General features: G+C 74.3%; 16 protein-coding genes. 11 read left to right on the top strand and 5 right to left on the bottom strand.

All coding sequences use genetic code 11. The features are described 5' to 3' along the window. Window positions 1-144: 144 nt before the first annotated feature. Window positions 145-1,143, top strand: coding sequence for a polyprenyl synthetase family protein (locus EAH89_RS05130; RefSeq protein ID WP_140881722.1), 999 nt, complete (start codon window positions 145-147; stop codon window positions 1,141-1,143). Between the two features lie 78 nt (window positions 1,144-1,221). Here EAH89_RS05130 and glgX read toward each other — a convergent pair whose 3' ends face one another. After that, a complete protein-coding gene (gene glgX, locus EAH89_RS05125) occupies window positions 1,222-3,486 on the bottom strand; it encodes a glycogen debranching protein GlgX (protein WP_140881721.1) in 2,265 nt (754 codons plus the stop codon). A 120-nt stretch (window positions 3,487-3,606) separates the two neighbouring features. After that, window positions 3,607-4,347: an SDR family oxidoreductase gene (locus tag EAH89_RS05120; RefSeq protein WP_140881720.1), complete on the bottom strand. Its 741-nt coding sequence runs from the start codon at window positions 4,345-4,347 to the stop codon at window positions 3,607-3,609. 148 nt (window positions 4,348-4,495) lie between these two features. Between EAH89_RS05120 and EAH89_RS31735 the strand changes: the two genes are divergently transcribed. The 3 genes from EAH89_RS31735 (at window position 4,496) to EAH89_RS05105 (ending at window position 7,708) form a co-directional block, all read left to right on the top strand. Continuing rightward, window positions 4,496-4,771, top strand: a complete 276-nt coding sequence (locus EAH89_RS31735) for a hypothetical protein (protein WP_140881719.1) — start codon at window positions 4,496-4,498, stop codon at window positions 4,769-4,771. Between the two features lie 110 nt (window positions 4,772-4,881). Further along, complete coding sequence (locus tag EAH89_RS05110; protein WP_140881718.1) at window positions 4,882-5,295, top strand: DUF3775 domain-containing protein; 414 nt, start codon at window positions 4,882-4,884, stop codon at window positions 5,293-5,295. Between the two features lie 73 nt (window positions 5,296-5,368). Then, window positions 5,369-7,708, top strand: a complete 2,340-nt coding sequence (locus EAH89_RS05105; protein ID WP_140881717.1) for a xanthine dehydrogenase family protein molybdopterin-binding subunit — start codon at window positions 5,369-5,371, stop codon at window positions 7,706-7,708. Here the strand turns inward: EAH89_RS05105 and EAH89_RS05100 are convergent. Beyond that, window positions 7,674-9,128: a dihydroorotase gene (locus EAH89_RS05100; protein ID WP_241666867.1), complete on the bottom strand. Its 1,455-nt coding sequence runs from the start codon at window positions 9,126-9,128 to the stop codon at window positions 7,674-7,676. The genes EAH89_RS05105 and EAH89_RS05100 overlap by 35 nt on opposite strands. Window positions 9,129-9,195: 67 nt before the next feature. Between EAH89_RS05100 and EAH89_RS05095 the strand changes: the two genes are divergently transcribed. Continuing rightward, window positions 9,196-9,570, top strand: a complete 375-nt coding sequence (locus EAH89_RS05095; protein ID WP_140881716.1) for a DUF1232 domain-containing protein — start codon at window positions 9,196-9,198, stop codon at window positions 9,568-9,570. Here EAH89_RS05095 and EAH89_RS05090 read toward each other — a convergent pair. Then, window positions 9,563-10,342 carry an SDR family NAD(P)-dependent oxidoreductase gene (locus EAH89_RS05090; protein WP_206667454.1) on the bottom strand — a complete coding sequence of 260 codons (780 nt, stop codon included), beginning with the start codon at window positions 10,340-10,342 and terminating at the stop codon, window positions 9,563-9,565. The genes EAH89_RS05095 and EAH89_RS05090 overlap by 8 nt on opposite strands. 25 nt (window positions 10,343-10,367) lie before the next feature. Next, window positions 10,368-11,849, bottom strand: coding sequence for an amidohydrolase family protein (locus EAH89_RS05085; protein WP_140881714.1), 1,482 nt, complete (start codon window positions 11,847-11,849; stop codon window positions 10,368-10,370). Between the two features lie 224 nt (window positions 11,850-12,073). Between EAH89_RS05085 and EAH89_RS05080 the strand changes: the two genes are divergently transcribed. From EAH89_RS05080 to EAH89_RS05055, 6 genes are all read left to right on the top strand, one after another. Then, complete coding sequence (locus EAH89_RS05080) at window positions 12,074-13,717, top strand: ATP-binding protein (RefSeq protein WP_140881713.1); 1,644 nt, start codon at window positions 12,074-12,076, stop codon at window positions 13,715-13,717. Then, on the top strand, window positions 13,714-14,226 hold the full coding sequence (locus EAH89_RS05075) for a hypothetical protein (protein WP_140881712.1): 513 nt from the start codon (window positions 13,714-13,716) through the stop codon (window positions 14,224-14,226). The genes EAH89_RS05080 and EAH89_RS05075 overlap by 4 nt, the downstream gene beginning before the upstream one ends. Before the next feature lie 76 nt (window positions 14,227-14,302). Next, window positions 14,303-15,772, top strand: coding sequence for an ATP-binding protein (locus EAH89_RS05070; protein ID WP_140881711.1), 1,470 nt, complete (start codon window positions 14,303-14,305; stop codon window positions 15,770-15,772). Between the two features lie 53 nt (window positions 15,773-15,825). After that, the gene (locus EAH89_RS05065; RefSeq protein ID WP_162861304.1) at window positions 15,826-16,788 is read left to right on the top strand and encodes a Bug family tripartite tricarboxylate transporter substrate binding protein; all 963 of its coding nucleotides are present in this window, start codon (window positions 15,826-15,828) and stop codon (window positions 16,786-16,788) included. 80 nt (window positions 16,789-16,868) lie between these two features. Beyond that, entirely contained in the window at window positions 16,869-17,438 is a 570-nt protein-coding gene (locus EAH89_RS05060; RefSeq protein ID WP_140881709.1) for a hypothetical protein, read from the top strand. Next, window positions 17,435-18,178, top strand: coding sequence for an endonuclease/exonuclease/phosphatase family protein (locus EAH89_RS05055; protein WP_140881708.1), 744 nt, complete (start codon window positions 17,435-17,437; stop codon window positions 18,176-18,178). The genes EAH89_RS05060 and EAH89_RS05055 overlap by 4 nt, the downstream gene beginning before the upstream one ends. Window positions 18,179-18,188 lie beyond the last annotated feature (10 nt).

Raw genomic sequence — 18,188 nt, 5'->3', positions numbered from 1 at the left:
GCGGCTTCGTCACCACCCTCTGGGGGGCCGGTTGCTGCCGGTCCACCCCGTGGCTATGGTGCCGCCCCCCATGGACAGGTCAATGCCCGCGTGAGCGCCACCACCGCGCCTGATCCAGGCGCGCCCCTTGTTCGAGCCCCTAGCATGCACCCCGCGCCCGATCCCGAACACGCGCTGGAGGTCCTCACCGATCTCGTCCGCACCGATCTCGAGGCCTGCAACCGGCTCATCGTCGAGCGGATGCAGAGCCCCGTCGCGCTCATCCCGCAGCTTGCCGCGCACCTTGTCGCGGCCGGGGGAAAGCGGATCCGCCCGCTTCTCACGCTCGCCGCCGCGCGGATGTGCGGGCACCGGGGGCAGCGCCACGTCGCGCTCGCCGCCTGCGTCGAGTTCATCCACACGGCGACCCTTCTCCACGACGACGTCGTGGACGAGAGCGCGCTGCGCCGCGGGGCGCCGAGCGCGAACGCGGTCTTCGGCAACAAGCCGAGCGTGCTGGTCGGCGACTTCCTCTTCGCGCGCGCCTTCCAGGTGATGGTGGCGGACGGGTCGCTCCGCGTGCTGGACATCCTCGCGACCGCCTCGGCCACGATCGCGGAGGGCGAGGTCCTCCAGCTCGTCACCCAGAACGACACCGGCACCACCGAGGAGCAGTACCTCCAGGTGATCGAGGGCAAGACCGCCGCCCTCTTCGCCGCGGCGACCGAGATCGGCGCGGTGGTGGCCGACCGCCCGCCGGTGGAAGCGGAGGCGCTGCGGGAATACGGCCACTGCCTCGGCGTCGCCTTCCAGCTCGTGGACGACGCGCTGGACTACTCCGCGAGCCAGGCGGCGCTCGGCAAGACGGTGGGCGACGACTTCCGCGAGGGAAAGATCACCTTGCCGGTCCTCCTCGCCTTCGGCGCGGCCGACGAGGCCGAGCGCGGCTTCTGGCGCCGGGTGCTGGAGGACCGCGACCAAGCCGAGGGGGACCTCGACCGCGCCATCGCCCTCATGCAGTCCCGCGGCACGCTGGACGCGACCATCCGCCGCGCCCGCGACTACGGCGCCCGCGCGCTCGCGGCGCTCTCGATCTTCCCGGACTGCCCGGAGCGCCGCGCGCTGGCGGGGATCGTGGAGTTCTGCATCGCCCGCGCCCGCTGAGCGGCCGCCGCGGCAAGGAGAAGGGGAGGTCCCGCCCGGGAACCTCCCCTTTTTCGTGCGGATGGCGCGCCGTGCCCCCTATTTCGGGGACCCATCCTGCGTGGGCGGCTCGAAGGGCGTCTCCTGCAACTCCTGCAGCGCCTGCGTCGCCTGCCGCAGGGCGATGGACTGCCCCTCGCCGAGTTCCAGGGTGAAGAGCAGGGACGAACGCCCCGTCGCCAGGTAGGTGTCGCCCATCTGGAAGGTCTCCACCTCGACGCCCGAGGGGTGGTTCGTGTCCATCAGGCAGTGCCAGGCCGCGCCGCCCGCCACCTCCGGTAGGGTGAAGGAGACGACGTCGTGGTGCGCGTTCAGCACCAGCAGCGCGCTGGTGTCCATCGCCGGGCGGTGGATGCCCGTGGCGCGGGCGCGCCCGTCCAGCAGCATGCCGAGGCACTTCGCGCTGGGATCGTCCCACTGCTCCGGTCGCATCGGCTGGCCGTCCGGGGAGATCCAGTCGACGTCGAGGACGTCCAGCTCCTCGTTGTGGCGCCCCGTGAGGAAGCGGCCGCGGCGGAGGATGGGCAGGGCCTTGCGGAGCGCGATGATCTTGCGCGTGAACTCGATCAGGGACTGCCCGTCCTCGGGGATGTTCGCCCAGTCGATCCAGTTCAGCTCGTTGTCCTGGCAGTAGGTGTTGTTGTTGCCGGACTGCGAGCGGGACAGCTCGTCCCCCGCCAGAAGCAGCGGCGTGCCCTGGGAGAGCATCAGCGTCGCCAGGAAGTTCCGCTTCTGGCGCTCGCGCAGCGCGTTGATGGCAGGATCCTCGGTCGGCCCCTCGGCGCCGCAGTTCCAGGACTGGTTGTCGGAGTGGCCGTCCCGGTTGCTTTCGCCATTCGCCTCGTTGTGCTTCTCGTTGTAGCTGACGAGGTCGTGCAGGCAGAAGCCGTCATGCGCGGTGACGAAGTTCACCGAGGACCAGGGGCGCCGGCCGCGCTTGTTGAAGGCGTCACCGGAGGCGGTGAGGCGGGTGGCCAGGCCGGGCAGCTTGCCCTCGCTGCCCTTCCAGTACTCGCGGACGGTGTCGCGGAACTTGTCGTTCCACTCCGCCCAGCCCGGCGGGAAGCCGCCGACCTGGTAGCCGCCGGGACCGATGTCCCAGGGCTCGGCGATGAGCTTCACCGAGGAGAGGATCGGGTCCTGCCGGCAGCTATCGAGGAAGCCGCCGCCCTCGTCGAAGCCGTAGGGCTCGCGGCCGAGGATGGTCGCGAGGTCGAAGCGGAACCCGTCGACGTGCATCTCCTGCACCCAGTAGCGCAGGCTGTCCGTGACCATCTGCAGCACGCGAGGGTGCGAGAGGTTCACCGTGTTCCCAGTGCCGGTCTCGTTGATGTAGTAGCGCTTCTCGTCGGGCATGAGCCGGTAGTAGGAGGCGTTGTCGATGCCCTTGAAGGACAGGGTGGGCCCGCGCTCGTTGCCCTCGGCCGTGTGGTTGTAGACGACGTCGAGGATGACCTCGAGGTTGGCCGCGTGCAGCCGGGCCACCATCTCCTTGAACTCGCTCAGCGAGCCCGTGGCGGAGTAGCGCAGCTCCGGCGCGAAGAAGGAGATCGTGTTGTAGCCCCAGTAGTTCGCAAGGCCGTTGTCGGTGAGGTGCTGGTCCTGCACGAAGCCGTGGACGGGCAGGAGCTCCACCGAGGTGACGCCGAGCGCGCGGATGTAGTCCACGACCTCCTTCTGCCCGAGCCCCGCGTAGGTGCCGCGCAGCGGCTCCGGCACGGCGGGGTGCAGCTTGGTGAAGCCCTTCACATGGGTCTCGTAGAAGATGGTCTCGCCCCAGGGCACGTTGGGCGGGCGGTCGTTGCCCCAGGTGAAGGCGGGGTCCACCACCCGGCACTTGGGCGTGTAGGGCGCGCTATCGCGCTCGTCGAAGGTGGTGTCGTCGCCGCTCTCCATCACGTAGCCGAAATGGGAGGGGTGCCAGTTCAGCTCGCCGACCGTTCCCTTGGAGTAGGGGTCGAGGAGGAGCTTGTTGGCGTTGAAGCGGTGCCCGTTCGCGGGGTCGTAGGGGCCGTGCACGCGGTAGCCGTAGACGGTGCCGGGGCGCGCGTCGGGCAGGTAAACGTGGAACACCTCGTCGGTGTATTCGGGCATCGTGACGCGCTCGAGCTCGTTCTCGCCGGTGGCGTCGAAGAGGCAGATCTCCACCTTCGTGGCGTTGGCGGAGAAGAGGGCGAAGTTGACGCCCAGCCCGTCCCAGGTGGCGCCGAGGGGAAACGGCCGGCCCTCGCTGATCCGCTGCTGGCGCCCGTTCTGGGCGGTGGCGATGTTGGCGCGGCCGATCGTCGGCGTGCTGTCGGGCATGGGGAGCGGCTGAACCTGTGCGGGAGGGGAGGGGGGACTGTCCTCGTCCGGCCGAGCGCCGTCCCCCTTCCTTGAACCACGGGACGGGGCCCGGGTTTCCCCGGGCCGGCCGCGCCGCCCTCAGCCGCGGCCGAGGAAGGGCATCTTGGTCGCCATGATCGTCATGAAGGGGATGTTCGCCTCCAGCGGCAGCGAGGCCATGTGCGCCACCGCCCGCCCGACATGGGCGACGTCTATCCGCGGCTCCACCATGGTCGAGCCGTCCGGCTGGAGCACGCCCTTGGTCATCCGCTCGGTCATCGGCGTCGCGGCGTTGCCGATGTCGATCTGGCTCGCCGTGATGTCGTGCTTGCGCCCGTCGAGGGCGATCTGCTTCGTCAGGCCCGTGACCGCGTGCTTCGTGGCGGTGTAGGCCGCCGCCCCCGGCCGCGGCGCGTGGGCGCTGATCGAGCCGTTGTTGATGATCCGGCCGCCCTGGGGGGACTGGTTCCGCATGATCCGGTAGGCCGCCTGGGCGCAGAAGAAGGTGCCGTTGAGGTTGGCGGCGACGACCCCCTCCCAGTCTTCGGGGGAGAGCTCGTCGAAGTCCACGGCCGGCGCGCCGCGCCCGGCGTTGTTGAACAGCACGTCCAGGCGCCCGAAGCGCTCCTTCACCCGCGCGAAGGCGGCCTCCACCTGCGGCCGGTCGCCCACGTCCGCCGTGAAGGCGACGCCCCGGTCGTGGCCGGCGATCGTCTCCTCCAGCGGCGCCATCCGGCGGCCGAGGACGGCGACGTGCCATCCCTCCGCCAGCAGCGCCTGGGCGGCCGCCCGCCCGATTCCTTGCCCCGCGCCGGTGACGACCGCGAACCGATCCGCCATGGACCTTCCCCCCGTTGTGAGGCACGGAGCCTGGGGGGCGCCGGCCGCGCTGGCAAGGCCGGCCGCCCCCCGGCCGCCGCGGGCAACCCTGCCGAAAAGGTCGCGTTCCAGGCCTGACAGGCCAAGCCTGACAGAAAGGAACGCCGCCATGAGCGACAAGACCGATCGCGAGCGCGACCCGACGCCGGACACGAGCGTCACCCACGAGAACCCGATCCAGGACAACCCCCTCGCCCACCGCCAGGCCCACGGGCGCATGGCGGATGAGCGCGGCGATGACCCGGCCTCCGGCACCGCGGCCGAGCCGGTCTCGCCCGGCGAGTTCCAGGCGGGCGACCGCTCGGAGCTGGCGCAGGCGCTCGGCGGTCCCGTGGACATCTCGCCGATCCGCGGGCGCCGGATGATCGAGCGCCCCGAGGAATAGCCGCCGAGGAACAGTCCCGGCGGCGCCCGCCCGGCGGCCGGCCCCGGAAGGGGCCCGTTCGCCGCGCGGCGCCGCCGGCCCCCACGAACCCCAGCCGGGAAGCGCCACCCATGAGCGATCGTCCAGCCCCCGATGACGAGATGGACCTCGGAATCAGCCTCGCCACCGTCGTCGGCATCATCGATGCCGCCCGCGCGATGGGAGAGTTGGAGGAGGAGCAGGACAACGAGGACGTCCAGGACGAGGAGAACCTCGACGACAACGACCCGGACGCCATCGCCGACACCCTCAAGGGGCTGATTGACGAGCTGAACGAGGACGAGCAGGCCTCGCTCATCGCCCTCACCTGGATCGGCCGCGGCGACCACGACGCCTCCGAATGGGCCGAGGCACTCCGCCTCGCCAAGGAGCGGAACGAGGGCGGCACGGCGGCCGAATACCTGACCAACATGGAGCTCTTCGGGGACTACCTCTCCGAGGGCGTCGCCGCCTTCGGCATCTCGGCCGAGGAGGTCGCGCGCTAGCGACGCCCGCGGCCGCCGCCTACCCGCGGCGGCCGCAGCCCCTATACTCCCCGCCGGGAACGGGGAGCGGACCATGGAAAAGAACGGGATCGGCCAGCCGGTGCGCCGGCGCGAGGATGTCCGCCTGCTGACGGGCCGGGGCCGCTACACCGACGACATCGACCCGCCCGGCTGTGCCCACGCGGTCGTCCTGCGCTCCCCCCACGCCCATGCCCGGATCCTCGGGATCGAGACCAGGGCGGCGGCGGCCCTGCCGGGGGTGATCGGCATCCTCACCGGGCATGACGCCGCGGCGGACGGGCTGGGCCGCCTCGCCACCCTCTTCGACGTCCCCGGCCGCGACGCGCCGCTCTTCGACCCCGGCCGGGACATCCTGCAGACGGAGCGCGTCCGCTACGTCGGCGATCCCGTCGCCCTCGTCGTCGCCGAGACCCGCCAGGGGGCGCTCGACGCCGCGGAGCTGGTGGAGGTGGAGTACGAGCCGCTCCCCGCGGTGACCGACACCGCCGCCGCCGCCGCGCCGGGCGCCCCCGTGATCTGGGAGGGGCGGGCCGACAACCTCTGCGTCCTCTGGGACAGCGGCCGCGCGGCCGAGGTCGACGCCGCCTGTGCCGCGGCGCGCCGGACCGTCTCGGTCTCGCTCGTCAACAACCGGATGGTCGCCAACCCCATGGAGCCCCGCGTCGCCATCGGCGAGTGGGATGCCGAAAGCGGTCGCTACCTCCTCCACGGCCCGAGCCAGGGCACCCATCGCCTGCGCGACAACCTCGCCAAGCTCGCCCTCAAGGTGCCGCCCGCCGGGCTCCGCGTCGTCTCGCCCGATGTCGGCGGCGGCTTCGGGGCCCGCGGCAAGCTGATGCCGGAGAACGCCCTCGTCCTCTGGGCCGCGCGCCGCCTCGGCCGGCCCGTGAAGTGGCTCGCCGGGCGGACCGAGACCTTCCAGTCCGACCCGCACGGGCGCGACCAGGTGACGACGGCCGAGATGGCGCTCGACGAGGGGGGCAAGTGCCTCGCCGTCCGCATCCGCACCGTCGCCAGCATGGGCGCCTACCTCATGGACATGGGGCCGCGCGTGCCCACCACGGGCGGCGCCCGCGTCATGGGCACGGTCTACGACTGCACCGCCATCAACAACCAGGTGCGCTGCGTCTTCACCAACACCGTGCCGACCGACGCCTTCCGCGGCGCCGGCCGCCCGGAGACGGCCTACATCATGGAGCGCCTCTTCGACCGCGCCGCCGAGGCGCTGGGGATCGGGCGGGACGAGATCCGCCGTCGCAACTACATCCGACAAGAGGCCATGCCCTTCCGGAACGCGGCCGGGAACCTCATCGATTCCGGCGACTTCGCGGGCACCCAGGCCATGGCGCTGCGGCTGGCCGACTGGGACGGCTTCCCGGTGCGCCGCGCGGCCTCGCGCGCGGCGGGGCGGCTGCGCGGCATCGGGCTCGGCTACTTCATCGAGGCCTCGGGCGGGCTGACGAGCGAGACCGTCCGGCTCCGGATCACGCCTTCGGGGAGGGTGGAGCTTCGCGTCGGCACCTTCAGCCACGGCCAGGGCCACGAGACCGCCTTCCTGCAGATCGTGGCCGAGCGCCTGGGCCTCGATCCCGACGCCATGGACTTCGTGCAGGGCGACAGCGACGAGCTCCCCGCCGGCAGCGGCACCGGCGGCTCCCGCTCCTCCCAGATGGGGGGCGTCGCGGTGCTCCGCGCGAGCAACGCGGTGGCGGAGAAGGCCCGGCGCATCGCCGCCCACCTGCTCGAGGCCGCCCCGGGGGACGTGGAGCTGGCCGAAGGCCGCTTCCGCGTCGCGGGCACCGACATCGGCGTCGACTGGCCGCGCGTGATCGCCGCCGCGCACGACCCCGCCCGGCTGCCGGAGGGCGAGACGCCCGGCCTCGACGAGCTCCTCACCTACACCCGAGACACCGAGTGCAACTTCCCGAACGGCTGCCACGTGGCGGAGGTGGAGGTGGACCCCGAGACGGGGCAGGTGACGCTCGCGCGCTACGCCGCCGTGGACGACGTCGGCAACGTCATCAACCCGCTCCTCGTCCACGGCCAGATGCACGGCGGCATCATGACGGGCATCGGCCAGGCCCTGATGGAGGAGGCGCGCTACGACGCGGAGAGCGGCCAGTTCCTGACGAGCACCTTCCAGGACTACGCCCTGCCGCGCGCGGGCGACGCCTGCGGCTTCGACCTCGCGCTCAACGTCGTGCCCACCCCCACCAACGACCTCGGCGTGAAGGGCGCGGGGGAGGGGGGCGCCTGCGGGGCGCCGCCGGCCATCGTCTCCGCCGTCTGCGACGCGCTCGGCGTGGACCACATCGACATGCCGCTCACCGCGGAGAAGGTGTGGCGGGCGATGGCCCTCAGCCGAACGGCATCGCGCCGGGCCGCAGAATAGCCGCCGTCGTCGTGGCGAGGTTGCGGGGGGCGGGGGCGGGCATGTCGGGCCGCTCCATCCGTCCCCAGCCCGCGGCCTCGGCCACGACGCCGTCCCGCATCACCACGCGGCCGCGCACGATGGTGGCGACCGGCGCGCCGGTGGTCCGCATCCCCTCGAAGGGCGTGAAGCGGCTGCGGAGCGAGTGCAGCTCCGCCCCCCGGATCTCCCCCTCCGCCGAGAGGTCGACCACGGCGAGGTCCGCGTCCGCGCCGGGCTGCACGACGCCCTTGCGCGGGTAGAGGCCGAAGGCGCGCGCCGGCGCGGCGCCGGCCATCCGAACGTACTGCTCGAGCGTCAGCCTGCCCTGATTCACCAGCGTAAGCATCAGCCGCATCGAGGTCTCGACGCCCGGGAAGCCGCAGGCGTTCCCCCAGATGGAGGGGTCTGTCTTCTCCGCCACCGCGTGCGGCGCGTGGTCGGTGCCGAGGATGTCGATCGTGCCCTCGGCCAGCGCCTCCAGCAGCGCCTCGCGCTGGGCGCCCTCGCGGATCGGCGGGTTCAGCCGGCCGATCCGCGCGGCCTCGCCGGTCAGGTCCTCGGCGGCGAGGAGCACATATTGCGGGCAGGTTTCCACCGTGATCGGCACGCCCCGCGCCTTGGCGGCTCGGATATAGGGCACCGAGCGCGCGCAGCTCTCGTGGGCGATGTGGATGCGCGCCCCCGTCCACTCGCTGAGGACGATGCAGCGGTTGAGGCTCTCCAGCGCCACGATGTCGGCGCGCGCGCACCAGTGGGCGTAGCTGTCCGTGCGCCCGGCCGCCTTCATCCGGTTCTCGCGCCAGAACAGGATGGGCGAGTTCTCGGCGTGGATGGTGCAGCGGTGGCCGCGCGCGGCCAGCACCTCGAAGGCCTCCAACACCGCGCCGTCGTTCGGCGCGGGGAGGTTGCCGGTCGTGTTCCCGTAGAACAGCTTGAAGGCGACGACGCCCGCGTCCATCAGCGGCTCCAGGCTGTCGAGCTTGCGCTCGTCAACGAGCCCGTAGAGGCCGAAATTGACGTGCGCCTGGCGCTCGGCGGCCTCGCGCTTGATCGCCAGCGCCTCCAGGTCCCAGGTCGGCGGGTCGGTGTTGGGCATGTCGAAGACCGTGGTCACCCCGCCGGCCGCGGCGGCGCGGGTGCCGGTCGTCCAGTCCTCCTTGTGCGTCATCCCGGGCTCGCGGATGTGGACGTGCACGTCGATGGCGCCGGGGATCACGTGGCGCCCGCGCGCGTCGATCACCTCCCGCGCCGGCGGCGCGAGGGACGGATGGCCAAGGAAGGCGATCACCCCGTCCTTCACCGCCACGTCGGCCGCGAAGCGCCCGGTCTCGTTCACCACCGTGCCGCCGGTGATGAGAAGGTCGGCCATCGGCTCCATCACGCCCTCCTGGGGTTCCATCGCCTCTTATCCCGCAGGCGGGCAGGATGCCGATAGAGGGGCCGGCGCGGCGGAGGGAGGGGAGGGTATGCTGGAACGGCTCATCGCCTGGGCGCGGCGCATCCGGCGCGACGTGCACGCCCTCTACCTCGCCGCCCGGGACCCCCGCACGCCCTGGTACGCGAAGGCGCTGGCGCTCGCCATCGCCGCCTACGCCCTCTCGCCCATCGACCTGATCCCGGACGTCATCCCGGTGCTGGGCCTGCTCGACGAGGCGTTGCTGCTGCCGCCCCTGATCCTGCTCGCCATTCGGCTGATCCCGCCCGCGGTCATGCCGGAGCAGCGCGAGGCGGCCGCCCGGGCGGCGGCGCGGCCGGTGAGCCGCGCGGGCGCCGCCGTCATCGTCGCCCTCTGGATCGCGGCGGCGGCCGGCCTCGACCTCTGGCTGAGCGGCGCTAGATGACCCAGCCCCCGTCCACCGCCAGGTCCTGCCCCGTGACCTGCCGCGACAGATCGGAGGCGAGGAACAGCACCGCCCCCGCCACGTCCGCGTCCGTGCTGATCCGGCGCAGCGCGTAGTCCTTGGCGTACTCCTCCCGCGCCTGCTCCATCGTGATGCCGAGGCGGGCCGCCATCTCGCCGCGCACCTTCTCGAAGCGCGGGCCCTCGATCATGCCGGGGCAGACGCAGTTCACGTTCACGTTGTGCGGCCCGAGTTCCAGCGCGGCCGACTTGGTGATGCCGCGCAGGCCCCACTTGCTCGCGGAATAGGCAGCGCGCCCGGCCTTGCCGCGCAGGCCGAAGGTGCCGCCGACATTGACGATCTTGCCCCCCTTCGCCGCGATCATGCCCGGCGCGAAGGCGCGCATGGTGAGGAAGCAGCCGGTCACGTTGAGGTCCAGGATTTCCCGGAACTCCTCCGGCGTGGTCTCCCAGAAGGTCTTGCCGAGCGGGCCCGTGCCGCCCGCGATGTTCACGAGCACGTCCGCCCGCCCGAAGTCCCGCAGCACCGCGGCGGCCATGGCGCCGACCGCGTCCGCGTCGGTGATGTCGCAGCCGTAGACCTCCGCCCGCCGTCCCCGCGCGCGCGCCTCCGCCGCCACCGGCCCGATCGCCGCGGTGTCGCGGCCCACGAGGGCGAGGTCGGCGCCGTGGTCGGCCATCAGCAGCGTCGCCGCCGCCCCCATTCCCTTGGCGGGGCCGGTCACGACGACCACGCGGTCCTTCAGCAGCATGGATTCCATCCCCAATGAGCCGGCCCTAATGAGCCGGCAGCAGGCGCCGGGCCGCCGTGAAGCGGCCGCCCAGCGCGCGGCAGTGGCAGGCGACGTGCGGCGCCACCGCCTCGCACCAGGCGCGGGTGCCTCCATTGGCGGCGGCCAGCCGGTCCGCCGCCTCTTGCGCCTGCCGTGCCAGCGCCGCCTCGTCGACGCCGAGGACGCGGCCGTCCCGCAGCTTCCACTCGCCGCCGATCATCACCTCGCGCAGCGCCAGCCCGTCCTCGGTCCAGACAAGCTGGTTGGCCGCGTCGTTGAAGGGCGCCCAGTTCACGTGGGCGAGGTCGAGGAAGAGCATGTCGGCGAGCTTCCCCGCCTCGATCGCGCCGGCGTCCAGCCCGAGCAGCCGGGCCGAGCCCTGGGTTGCCAGCCGCACCGTCTCCGCGGTGCCCAGCCAGTGCTCCTCGGTCGCGTCCTCCCAGAGGCGGGAGGCGAAGGCGGCGAGGCGCATGGCCTCGAACATGTTCTGGTTGTCCGACGACCCCGACCCGTCCGTGCCGAGCCCGACCGTCACCCCCGCGCGGATCGCGGCGCGCGCCGGCGCGATCCCGGAGGCGAGCCGCATGTTGGAGCCCGGGTTGTGCGAGAGCCCCGCCCCGCGCGCGGCGAGCAGCGCGAGGTCGGCCTCGGTCAGCCACACCCCGTGCGCCACGCTGAAGCGCGGGCCGACGAGCCCCATCGCGTCCATGTGCGCGAGCAGCGTGGAGCCGTAGCGCACCTCCCCGCCGGCGGCCTGGTAGCGCGCCTCCGCCACATGGGTCTGCACGGGCAGGCCGTGCTCCTCCGCGAGGTCGCGGCAGCCCGCTAGGAAGTCGTCGGAGCAGTGGAGCGGGATCGTCGGCGCGCAGCCCAGGCGGACCTCGCCGCCGCGCCAGCCCTTCGCCGCCTCGTGGATGGTGGAGAGGATGTCGTCCGCCCTGGCCATCGACATCGCCGCCGCCCGCGCGCGATGCGGCTCGGGCAGCGCCTGGAGGAGGCCGGGCGTCGCCTGGAAGAAGGTGAGGTCGGCCACCATCGGCGCGAGCACGGCGCGCAGCCCCACGGCGCGGTAGGCCTCGGCCATGGCCTGCAGCCCATCGACCGTCGGTCCCGGGAACTCGAAGGCGAGGTCGTAGCCGGCCGTGCACCCCTTGCGCAGCATCTCGACCGCGGTGAGCGTCGTCGCCAGCCGCTTGTCCTCCAGCCCGCGCGAGCCGCCGATCCAGCCCGCGTGCGTCAGCAGCAGGGCGAGGTCCCACTTGTCGCCCATGCCCTTGGAGAGGCCGCCATGGCCGTGCGTGTGCCCGTTCACCAGCCCCGGCATCACCAGCCGCCCCGTCGCGTCGTGCCGCGACGCGTCCTCCACCGCCGTGCCGGGTGCCAGCAGGGCGGCGATGCGGCCATCCTCGACGAGGATGTCGCGGTGCGGGGCGGCGGTCGCGTCCGGCAGGAGGACCCGGGCGCCGTGGATGAGGAGTCGCTTCATGCGGGGACCTTAGGTCCCTTCCACGGGACGCCATAGGCCGCCCCGACCGCCGCGTGGCCCGCGGCCAACACCCGCCGCGTGTTAACACAGGACACCGATCCTTGATCCTCCCGCGAGGTTCGGTCGCAAGCGGAACCATTGTGACGACCCCGGCGCCCGGCCCATAAAGCGGCATGGTGTCCGGGCCGATCACGATTCCACGCGCGTCGGGCGGAACGGCCCCCGTGCCGCACGCCGCCTGGGCGGCGGCGCGGCGCGCCATCCTCCAGGCCTTCGCGACGGGCGAGCACCTCGTCGCCCTGCTCGGGCCCCCCGGCGTGGGCAAGACCTGCCTGCTGCGCGAGGTGGAAGCGGCGCTGCGCCCGCAGGCGATCCGCGTGCTCCGCCTCGAGAGCGGAGACGGCGCGGAGGGCGCGCTGGCGGCCGCGCCCGAGACCGAGGTGCTGCTCGTCGACGAGGCCGACCGGATGAGCGAGTCGGCGCTCGAGGAGGTGGCGGAGCGCGAGGGATGCTTCGCCGTCCTCGTCGGCCTGCCCCCGCTCGCCCGCCGCCTCGCGCCCTGGCCTCACCGGATCGTCGAGCTGCCGCCGCTTCCGGCGGGCGAGATCCCGTCCTATCTCACCGCCCGCATGATCATCGCGGAACTCGATGCCGCGCGCCTGACCGAGGGGGCCGCGGCGGCGCTCGCCGAGCTCTCCGGGGGCACCCCGCGGCTCCTGAACCTGCTCCTCGCCATGGCCTACCACGAGGCCGACATGACCGGCGGCGAGACGGTGCTCGAGAGCCACGTGCGCGAGGCCGCCGCGCTGCGCGCCGAGGCGGCCGAGGCGTTGGCCGGCCACGACGCGCCGCCGCCCCGCGCGGCGGCCGAGCCCGCCGGCAAGCCCGTCCGGCTCGGCCGCCCGGAGCCCGCGCCGCGGTCCTTCGGCCGGGCCCTCTCCCTCACGCCGCCGCCCCCGCCGGAGGAGGAGCCCGCCCGGCGCCGGCTCGCCCCCGCCGTCCTCGCGGGCGCGATTGTCCTTCTCCTGGGCGGCCTCGCCTGGTTCTCCGCGCGGGAGGTGCCGAGGCCGGCCACGCGCGCGGAGGGCGCGGCCCCGCCCGGCGAGCAGGCCGCCGCCGCGCCGGCGCCTCCGCCGGCCGACCCCGCGCCCGCCCCGCCGCGGACTGCCGGCGCTGCCCTTCCGTCCGGCGCCATGGTCCGGGTCGTCCTCACCTACCCGCGCGGCGCCGCGGAGGCCGCGCGGCGCGGGGTGGCCCTCGCGGCCTCGCTGACCCAGGCGGGGATCGCGGTCGGCGCGCCCTTCCCGGTCTCCCGCCCCCCGGCGGGCCCGGCGCTCAGCTACTTCTTCCGCGAGGACCGCGAGGCGGCGCTTCGCATCGCGGGGCTTGGCGGGCTGGACGCCGGCGCGGCGCAGCTCGGCGCGCCCGGCGGCGCGGCCCCGCGCCCCGGCACCATCGAGCTCGCCCTCGCCCAGCCCGGTGCCGCGGCGGAGGAGCGCGACGCATCTGCCGGCGAGGAGGACCTACCGGCCCCCGCGGCCGCGAGCCTCGCCTACCCGCCGGAGGGCACCACCCTGCCGGCCGACGCCGCCTGGCGCGGGGTGGTGCTCGCCTGGTCCACCCCGGGGGACAACCGCCCCGGCTGCTGCTTCATCGAGGTCGTCTCCCTCGGCGCCGGCCGCCCGGGGGAGGGCGTGCCCGCCTTCCGCGAGGTCTTCGCGGCCTATGCCGAGGCCCCCGACCAGCAGCTCGTCCAGCTCGCCGGCGCCGGCCGCTACGCCTGGCGCGTGCTGACCGTCTCGCGCGCGGCCCGGCGCTACAGCGCGAGCCCCTGGCGGCATTTCGCCATCGGCGGGGCGCCCTCATGAGGCGGGCCGCCTGGCTCCTTCTCCCCCTCCTCCTCGCCGCGTGCCAGTCCGCTCCGCCGCCGGCCCCCGTGGCAGCTCCGCGCGCCGCGCGCCCGGCCCCCCGCCCGGTGCCCGCGCGCGTGGAGGGCGCCTGGTCCTTCGGGGTCGCCGGGGACCGCTGCACCGCCCAGGTCGCGCATCGCGAGGCGACGCTTGGCATCACCGCCGGCCCGGGCAAGGAGGTCACCTTCTCCGCGGCTTCGCCGGGCCGCCGCGCCGGGGGGCGGCCGCGGATCGTCTTCCGGGGCGAGGACGGGAGCTGGGAGGCGCCGGCCCGCGGCAGCGGCCGCGCGGCGCTCGCGACCATCCCGCTCGACGAGCGGGGCGAGGCCTATATCCGCGACCTCCTCGGCGGCGGGACGGCCAGCGTGCAGGGATCGGGCGCCGAGCTGCCGGCTCTCGGCGTGCCCGATGCCGGGGTGTCCGGCCGGGACTGGTACGGCTGCGTCGCCCGCGTGGCCGAGCGGTAGCGCCGGGCCTGCACAGCCCCGCCCGATCCGCTATAGGAGCCGCCGCGGGGATCGACGCCCGGCGGGCAGGGGGGCCATGACGGTCGGCATCGAAATGGGGCAGGCGAGCACGGGCCCGGCCCGGCTGGACCTGGAGGAGCTTCTCGCCACGCGCCTGCTGGTGCAGGGCAACTCGGGCAGCGGCAAGTCGCACCTCCTGCGCCGCCTGCTGGAGCAGTCCGCCCCCTGGGTGCAGCAGGCGATCATCGACCCCGAAGGGGACTTCACCTCGCTGGCCGACCGCTTCGGCCACCTCGTCATCGACGCCGCCGCCCACGCGGAGGAGACCATGGCCGCCGCCGGCGACCGCGTGCGCCGCCACCGCGTCTCCGTCGTGCTCAACCTCGAGGGGCTGGAGACCGACCGCCAGCTCCGCCACGCCAGCGCCTTCCTCGGCGGCCTCTTCGACGCCGAGCGCGACCACTGGACGCCCATGCTCGTCGTGGTGGACGAGGCCCAGCTCTTCGCCCCGGCCGCCGGCGGCGACGTGTCCGACGACGCCCGGCGCGCCTCGCTCTCGGCCATGACGGACCTCATGTGCCGCGGGCGCAAGCGCGGCCTGGCCGGCATCATCGCGACGCAGCGCCTGGCCAAGCTCGCCAAGAACGTGGCGGCGGAGGCGTCGAACTTCCTCATGGGCCGCACCTTCCTCGACATCGACATGGCCCGCGCCGCCGACCTGCTGGGCATGGAGCGGCGCCAGGCGGAGGCCTTCCGGGACCTCGGCCGCGGGCAGTTCATCGGCCTCGGCCCCGCCCTCTCCCGCCGCCCGCTCTCCATCCGCATCGGCCCCGTGGAAACCGAGAGCCGCGGTGCCGGACCGAGCCTCATGCCGCTGCCGCAGACCGCGCCCGAGGAGGCGCGCGAGCTGATCCTGGCCGCCCCCGGGGCCGCCGCTCCACGCCCCTCCCGCCGGCCGCCGCCGGTGCCGCCGCAGGACATGCTGGCCCAGCTCGCCCAGGCCCGCCCCGTCGCCGCGAAGGCGCCGGAGCCCGAGCCCACGCCGGAGGAGGAGGCCGAGCGCGGCGCGCGGGTCGGGGCCATCCTGCAGGCGATGCTCGACGAGCCCGACGCGGCCTTCCGCCCGATCGGCGTGCTCTACCAGGACCTGCTCGTGCGGCTGCGCATCCACGCCGTCGCGGGCCGCCCGCCGGAGCTTCCCGCCTTCCGCCGCCTGCTCGCCGTCGCCCGCGCGGGCGTGCCGCCCGAGGCCGCGAACGATCCCGGCTGGCCCGAGGCCGCGGCCCGCGCCGAGACCCTTCCCGAGGACACCCAGGGCGTCTTCCTCCTCCTCGCCCACGCGGCGCGCCAGGGCTTGCCCTGCCCGTCGGACGCGGCCATCGCCCGCGCCTATGGCAGCCGCTCCGCCGGGCGGGCGCGGCGGCTGCTGACCTGGATCGAGGAGCAGGGCCTGATCGTCACCCGCCCGGCCGCCGGCGGGCGCCGCGTCGTGGCGCTCGTCGGCCTCGCCTGGGAGACGGCACCGGGGGATCCCGCGGCTGCGTGAGTGGCGCGGGGCGGGCGGCTGCGCCATCCTCGCCGGAAATGGGGAGGTCCTCGATGCCCGTCACGCGCCGCGCCGCCACCGGCGGCCTCGCTGCCGCGCTCATCGCCCGGAGCGTGGCGGCCCAGGCGGGGACCATCACCCTCGTCGTTCCGACCGCGCCCGCGGGCACCACCGACTTCGCGGCGCGCCTGCTGGCGGAGCCCCTGTCCCGCCAGCTCGGCCAGACGGTCGTCGTCGAGAACAAGGCGGGCGCGAACGGCGCGCTCGGTACCCAGGACGTGGCGCGGGCGCGGCCGGACGGCACCCGGCTCTTGGTGCAGTATTCCGGCTACCACGTCGGCTCGCCCGCGATCGTGCCGAACATCGGCTACGACGTCCGCCGCGACTTCGCGCCGGTCTCTCTCCTGCTGGACGCGCCGCAGGTGATCTTCCTGCACCCCTCCGTGCCCGCCGGCTCCGTCGCGGAGTTCATCGCCTACGCGAAGGCCAACCCGGGCGTGCTGAACTACGCCTCCTCCGGCATCGGCTCCCTCCAGCACCTCGGCAGCGAGCTGCTGAGGCTGCGCACGGGCACGGAGATGACGCACGTTCCCTACCGCGGCACCGGCCCGGCCACCCAGGACCTGATTTCCGGGCGCGTGCAGATGATGATGACGACGCCCCCGCCGCTCATGCCCTTCGTGCGGGAGGGCAAGCTCAAGGCGCTGGCGATCACCGCGCGCGAGCGTTCCCCCGCCCTGCCGGAGGTGCCGACGCTCACGGAATCCGGCCTGCCGGACCTCGAGGTGGTCGGCTGGTTCGCCGTCTTCGCCCCCGCCGCCACCCCGGCGCCGGTGCTTGCGCGGCTGGTGGAGGGCTGCAACGCCGTGGTCTCCACGCCCGAGTTCCGCCGCCGGGCGGAGGAGCAGGGCGCCGTGATCCGCGTCATGCAGCCCGCCGAGATCCAGGCCCGGGTGAACCGGGAGCTCGACGAGTGGATCCGCGTGGTGCGCGAGGCGCCGATCACGCCGGACTAGGGGCGCCGCCCGCCACAACCCGGCCCGCCGCCCCGGCGTTCAGCCATTCCGGCCGAGGCGGCCGGGAGGGAGAGACGGGCTTGCCCCTGCTGACGCGCGACGACCTCCGCCGGCAATCGGTCACGGCCTGGGCCTGCCTGCTTCTCCTTCTCGCCATCTCCGCCTGGTTCTGGTCGCTGGACAAGCGCAACGCCTCCATGGGCGTGCTCGTCTCCGTCGTCGGCTGTCTCGGCCTGATCCTGCCGCCGCGGGAGCGGATGGCGGTGCTGCCGGAGCGCCTGCGCGCCCTCCCGCGCGCGCTCGACGCCGCGCCGCTCCTCGCCAGCCTGCTCAGCAGCCCCGGCTACGGGCTCAACTGGTTCTACGGCGAGAACCCCTACGACGAGGTCGTCCACCTCGTCAGCGGCGGCCTGGCCGGCGCGGTCTTCGTGGGGCTGCTGCTGGCCGACGGCCGCGCGCGGACCCCGCGCCGCATCCTCCTCGCCGGCGCCGGCTTCGGCCTGGCGCTGGGATGCGCCTGGGAGGTCTTCGAGGCGATCACCGGCCTCATCGGCGACTTCACGGACACCTGGACGGACATCCTGCTGACCACGCTCGGCGCCGTCGTCGCCGCGGCGCTCGCCGCCCGTCGCCGGGGGCCGCGCGCTTGATCCACGCGCCGCCCCCCGCGCGCGGCGACCGGGACATGCTCGTCGCGACCTACAACGTCCATCGCGGCCGCCCGCCCGCGGGGCTGTTCCGCCCGGAGGGCATCGCCCGCGTCATCGCCGAGATCCGCCCCGACCTGATCGCGCTGCAGGAGGCGCAGCACTACCTCCGGCCGGACGCGCCGATGCTCGACGAGGAACTTCTGGCGCGGGAGGCCGGGCTGCGCCCGCTCCGCCTGCCCGACCGTCCGCGGGAGCAGGGCTGGCGGAGCAACATCGTCCTCGTGCGCCGGGACGCGACCGTGCTGCGGCCGCCGGTCGGGCTGCGGATCGGCGGGATGGAGCCGCGCGGGGCGATCATGGCCGAGCTCGACCTCGGCTGGGGCCCCTTCCGCCTCATCGCGACGCATCTGAGCCTCGGCGCCGCGCGGCGGGTGCGCCAGGGGCAGGCGCTGCTCGCGGCCATGGAGGCCGGCGCGGGCGCGGGGCTGCCGACCGTGCTGGTCGGGGACTTCAACGAGTGGCGCGCCGGCGGCTCCGTGCTCGGCGTGCTGCGGCCGGCCTTCGGGACTCCGCCCGCAGTCGCGACCTTCCCCGCCTTCCGGCCCTTCCTCGCGCTCGACCGGATCATGACGCACCCGGCCGGGCTGGCGGCGGCGGTCGCGGCGCACGACACGCCGCTCGCCCGCCGCGCCTCGGACCACCTGCCGCTGACCGCGCGCGTCTCGCTCCGCGGGCGGTGACCGGCGCGGG

This window comes from Muricoccus nepalensis (assembly GCF_006438825.1).
Taxonomy (GTDB): Bacteria; Pseudomonadota; Alphaproteobacteria; order Acetobacterales; family Acetobacteraceae; genus Roseomonas; species Roseomonas nepalensis.
The sequence above is the reverse complement of the archived record's forward strand: the minus strand, read 5'-3'. Positions and strand labels throughout refer to the sequence as shown.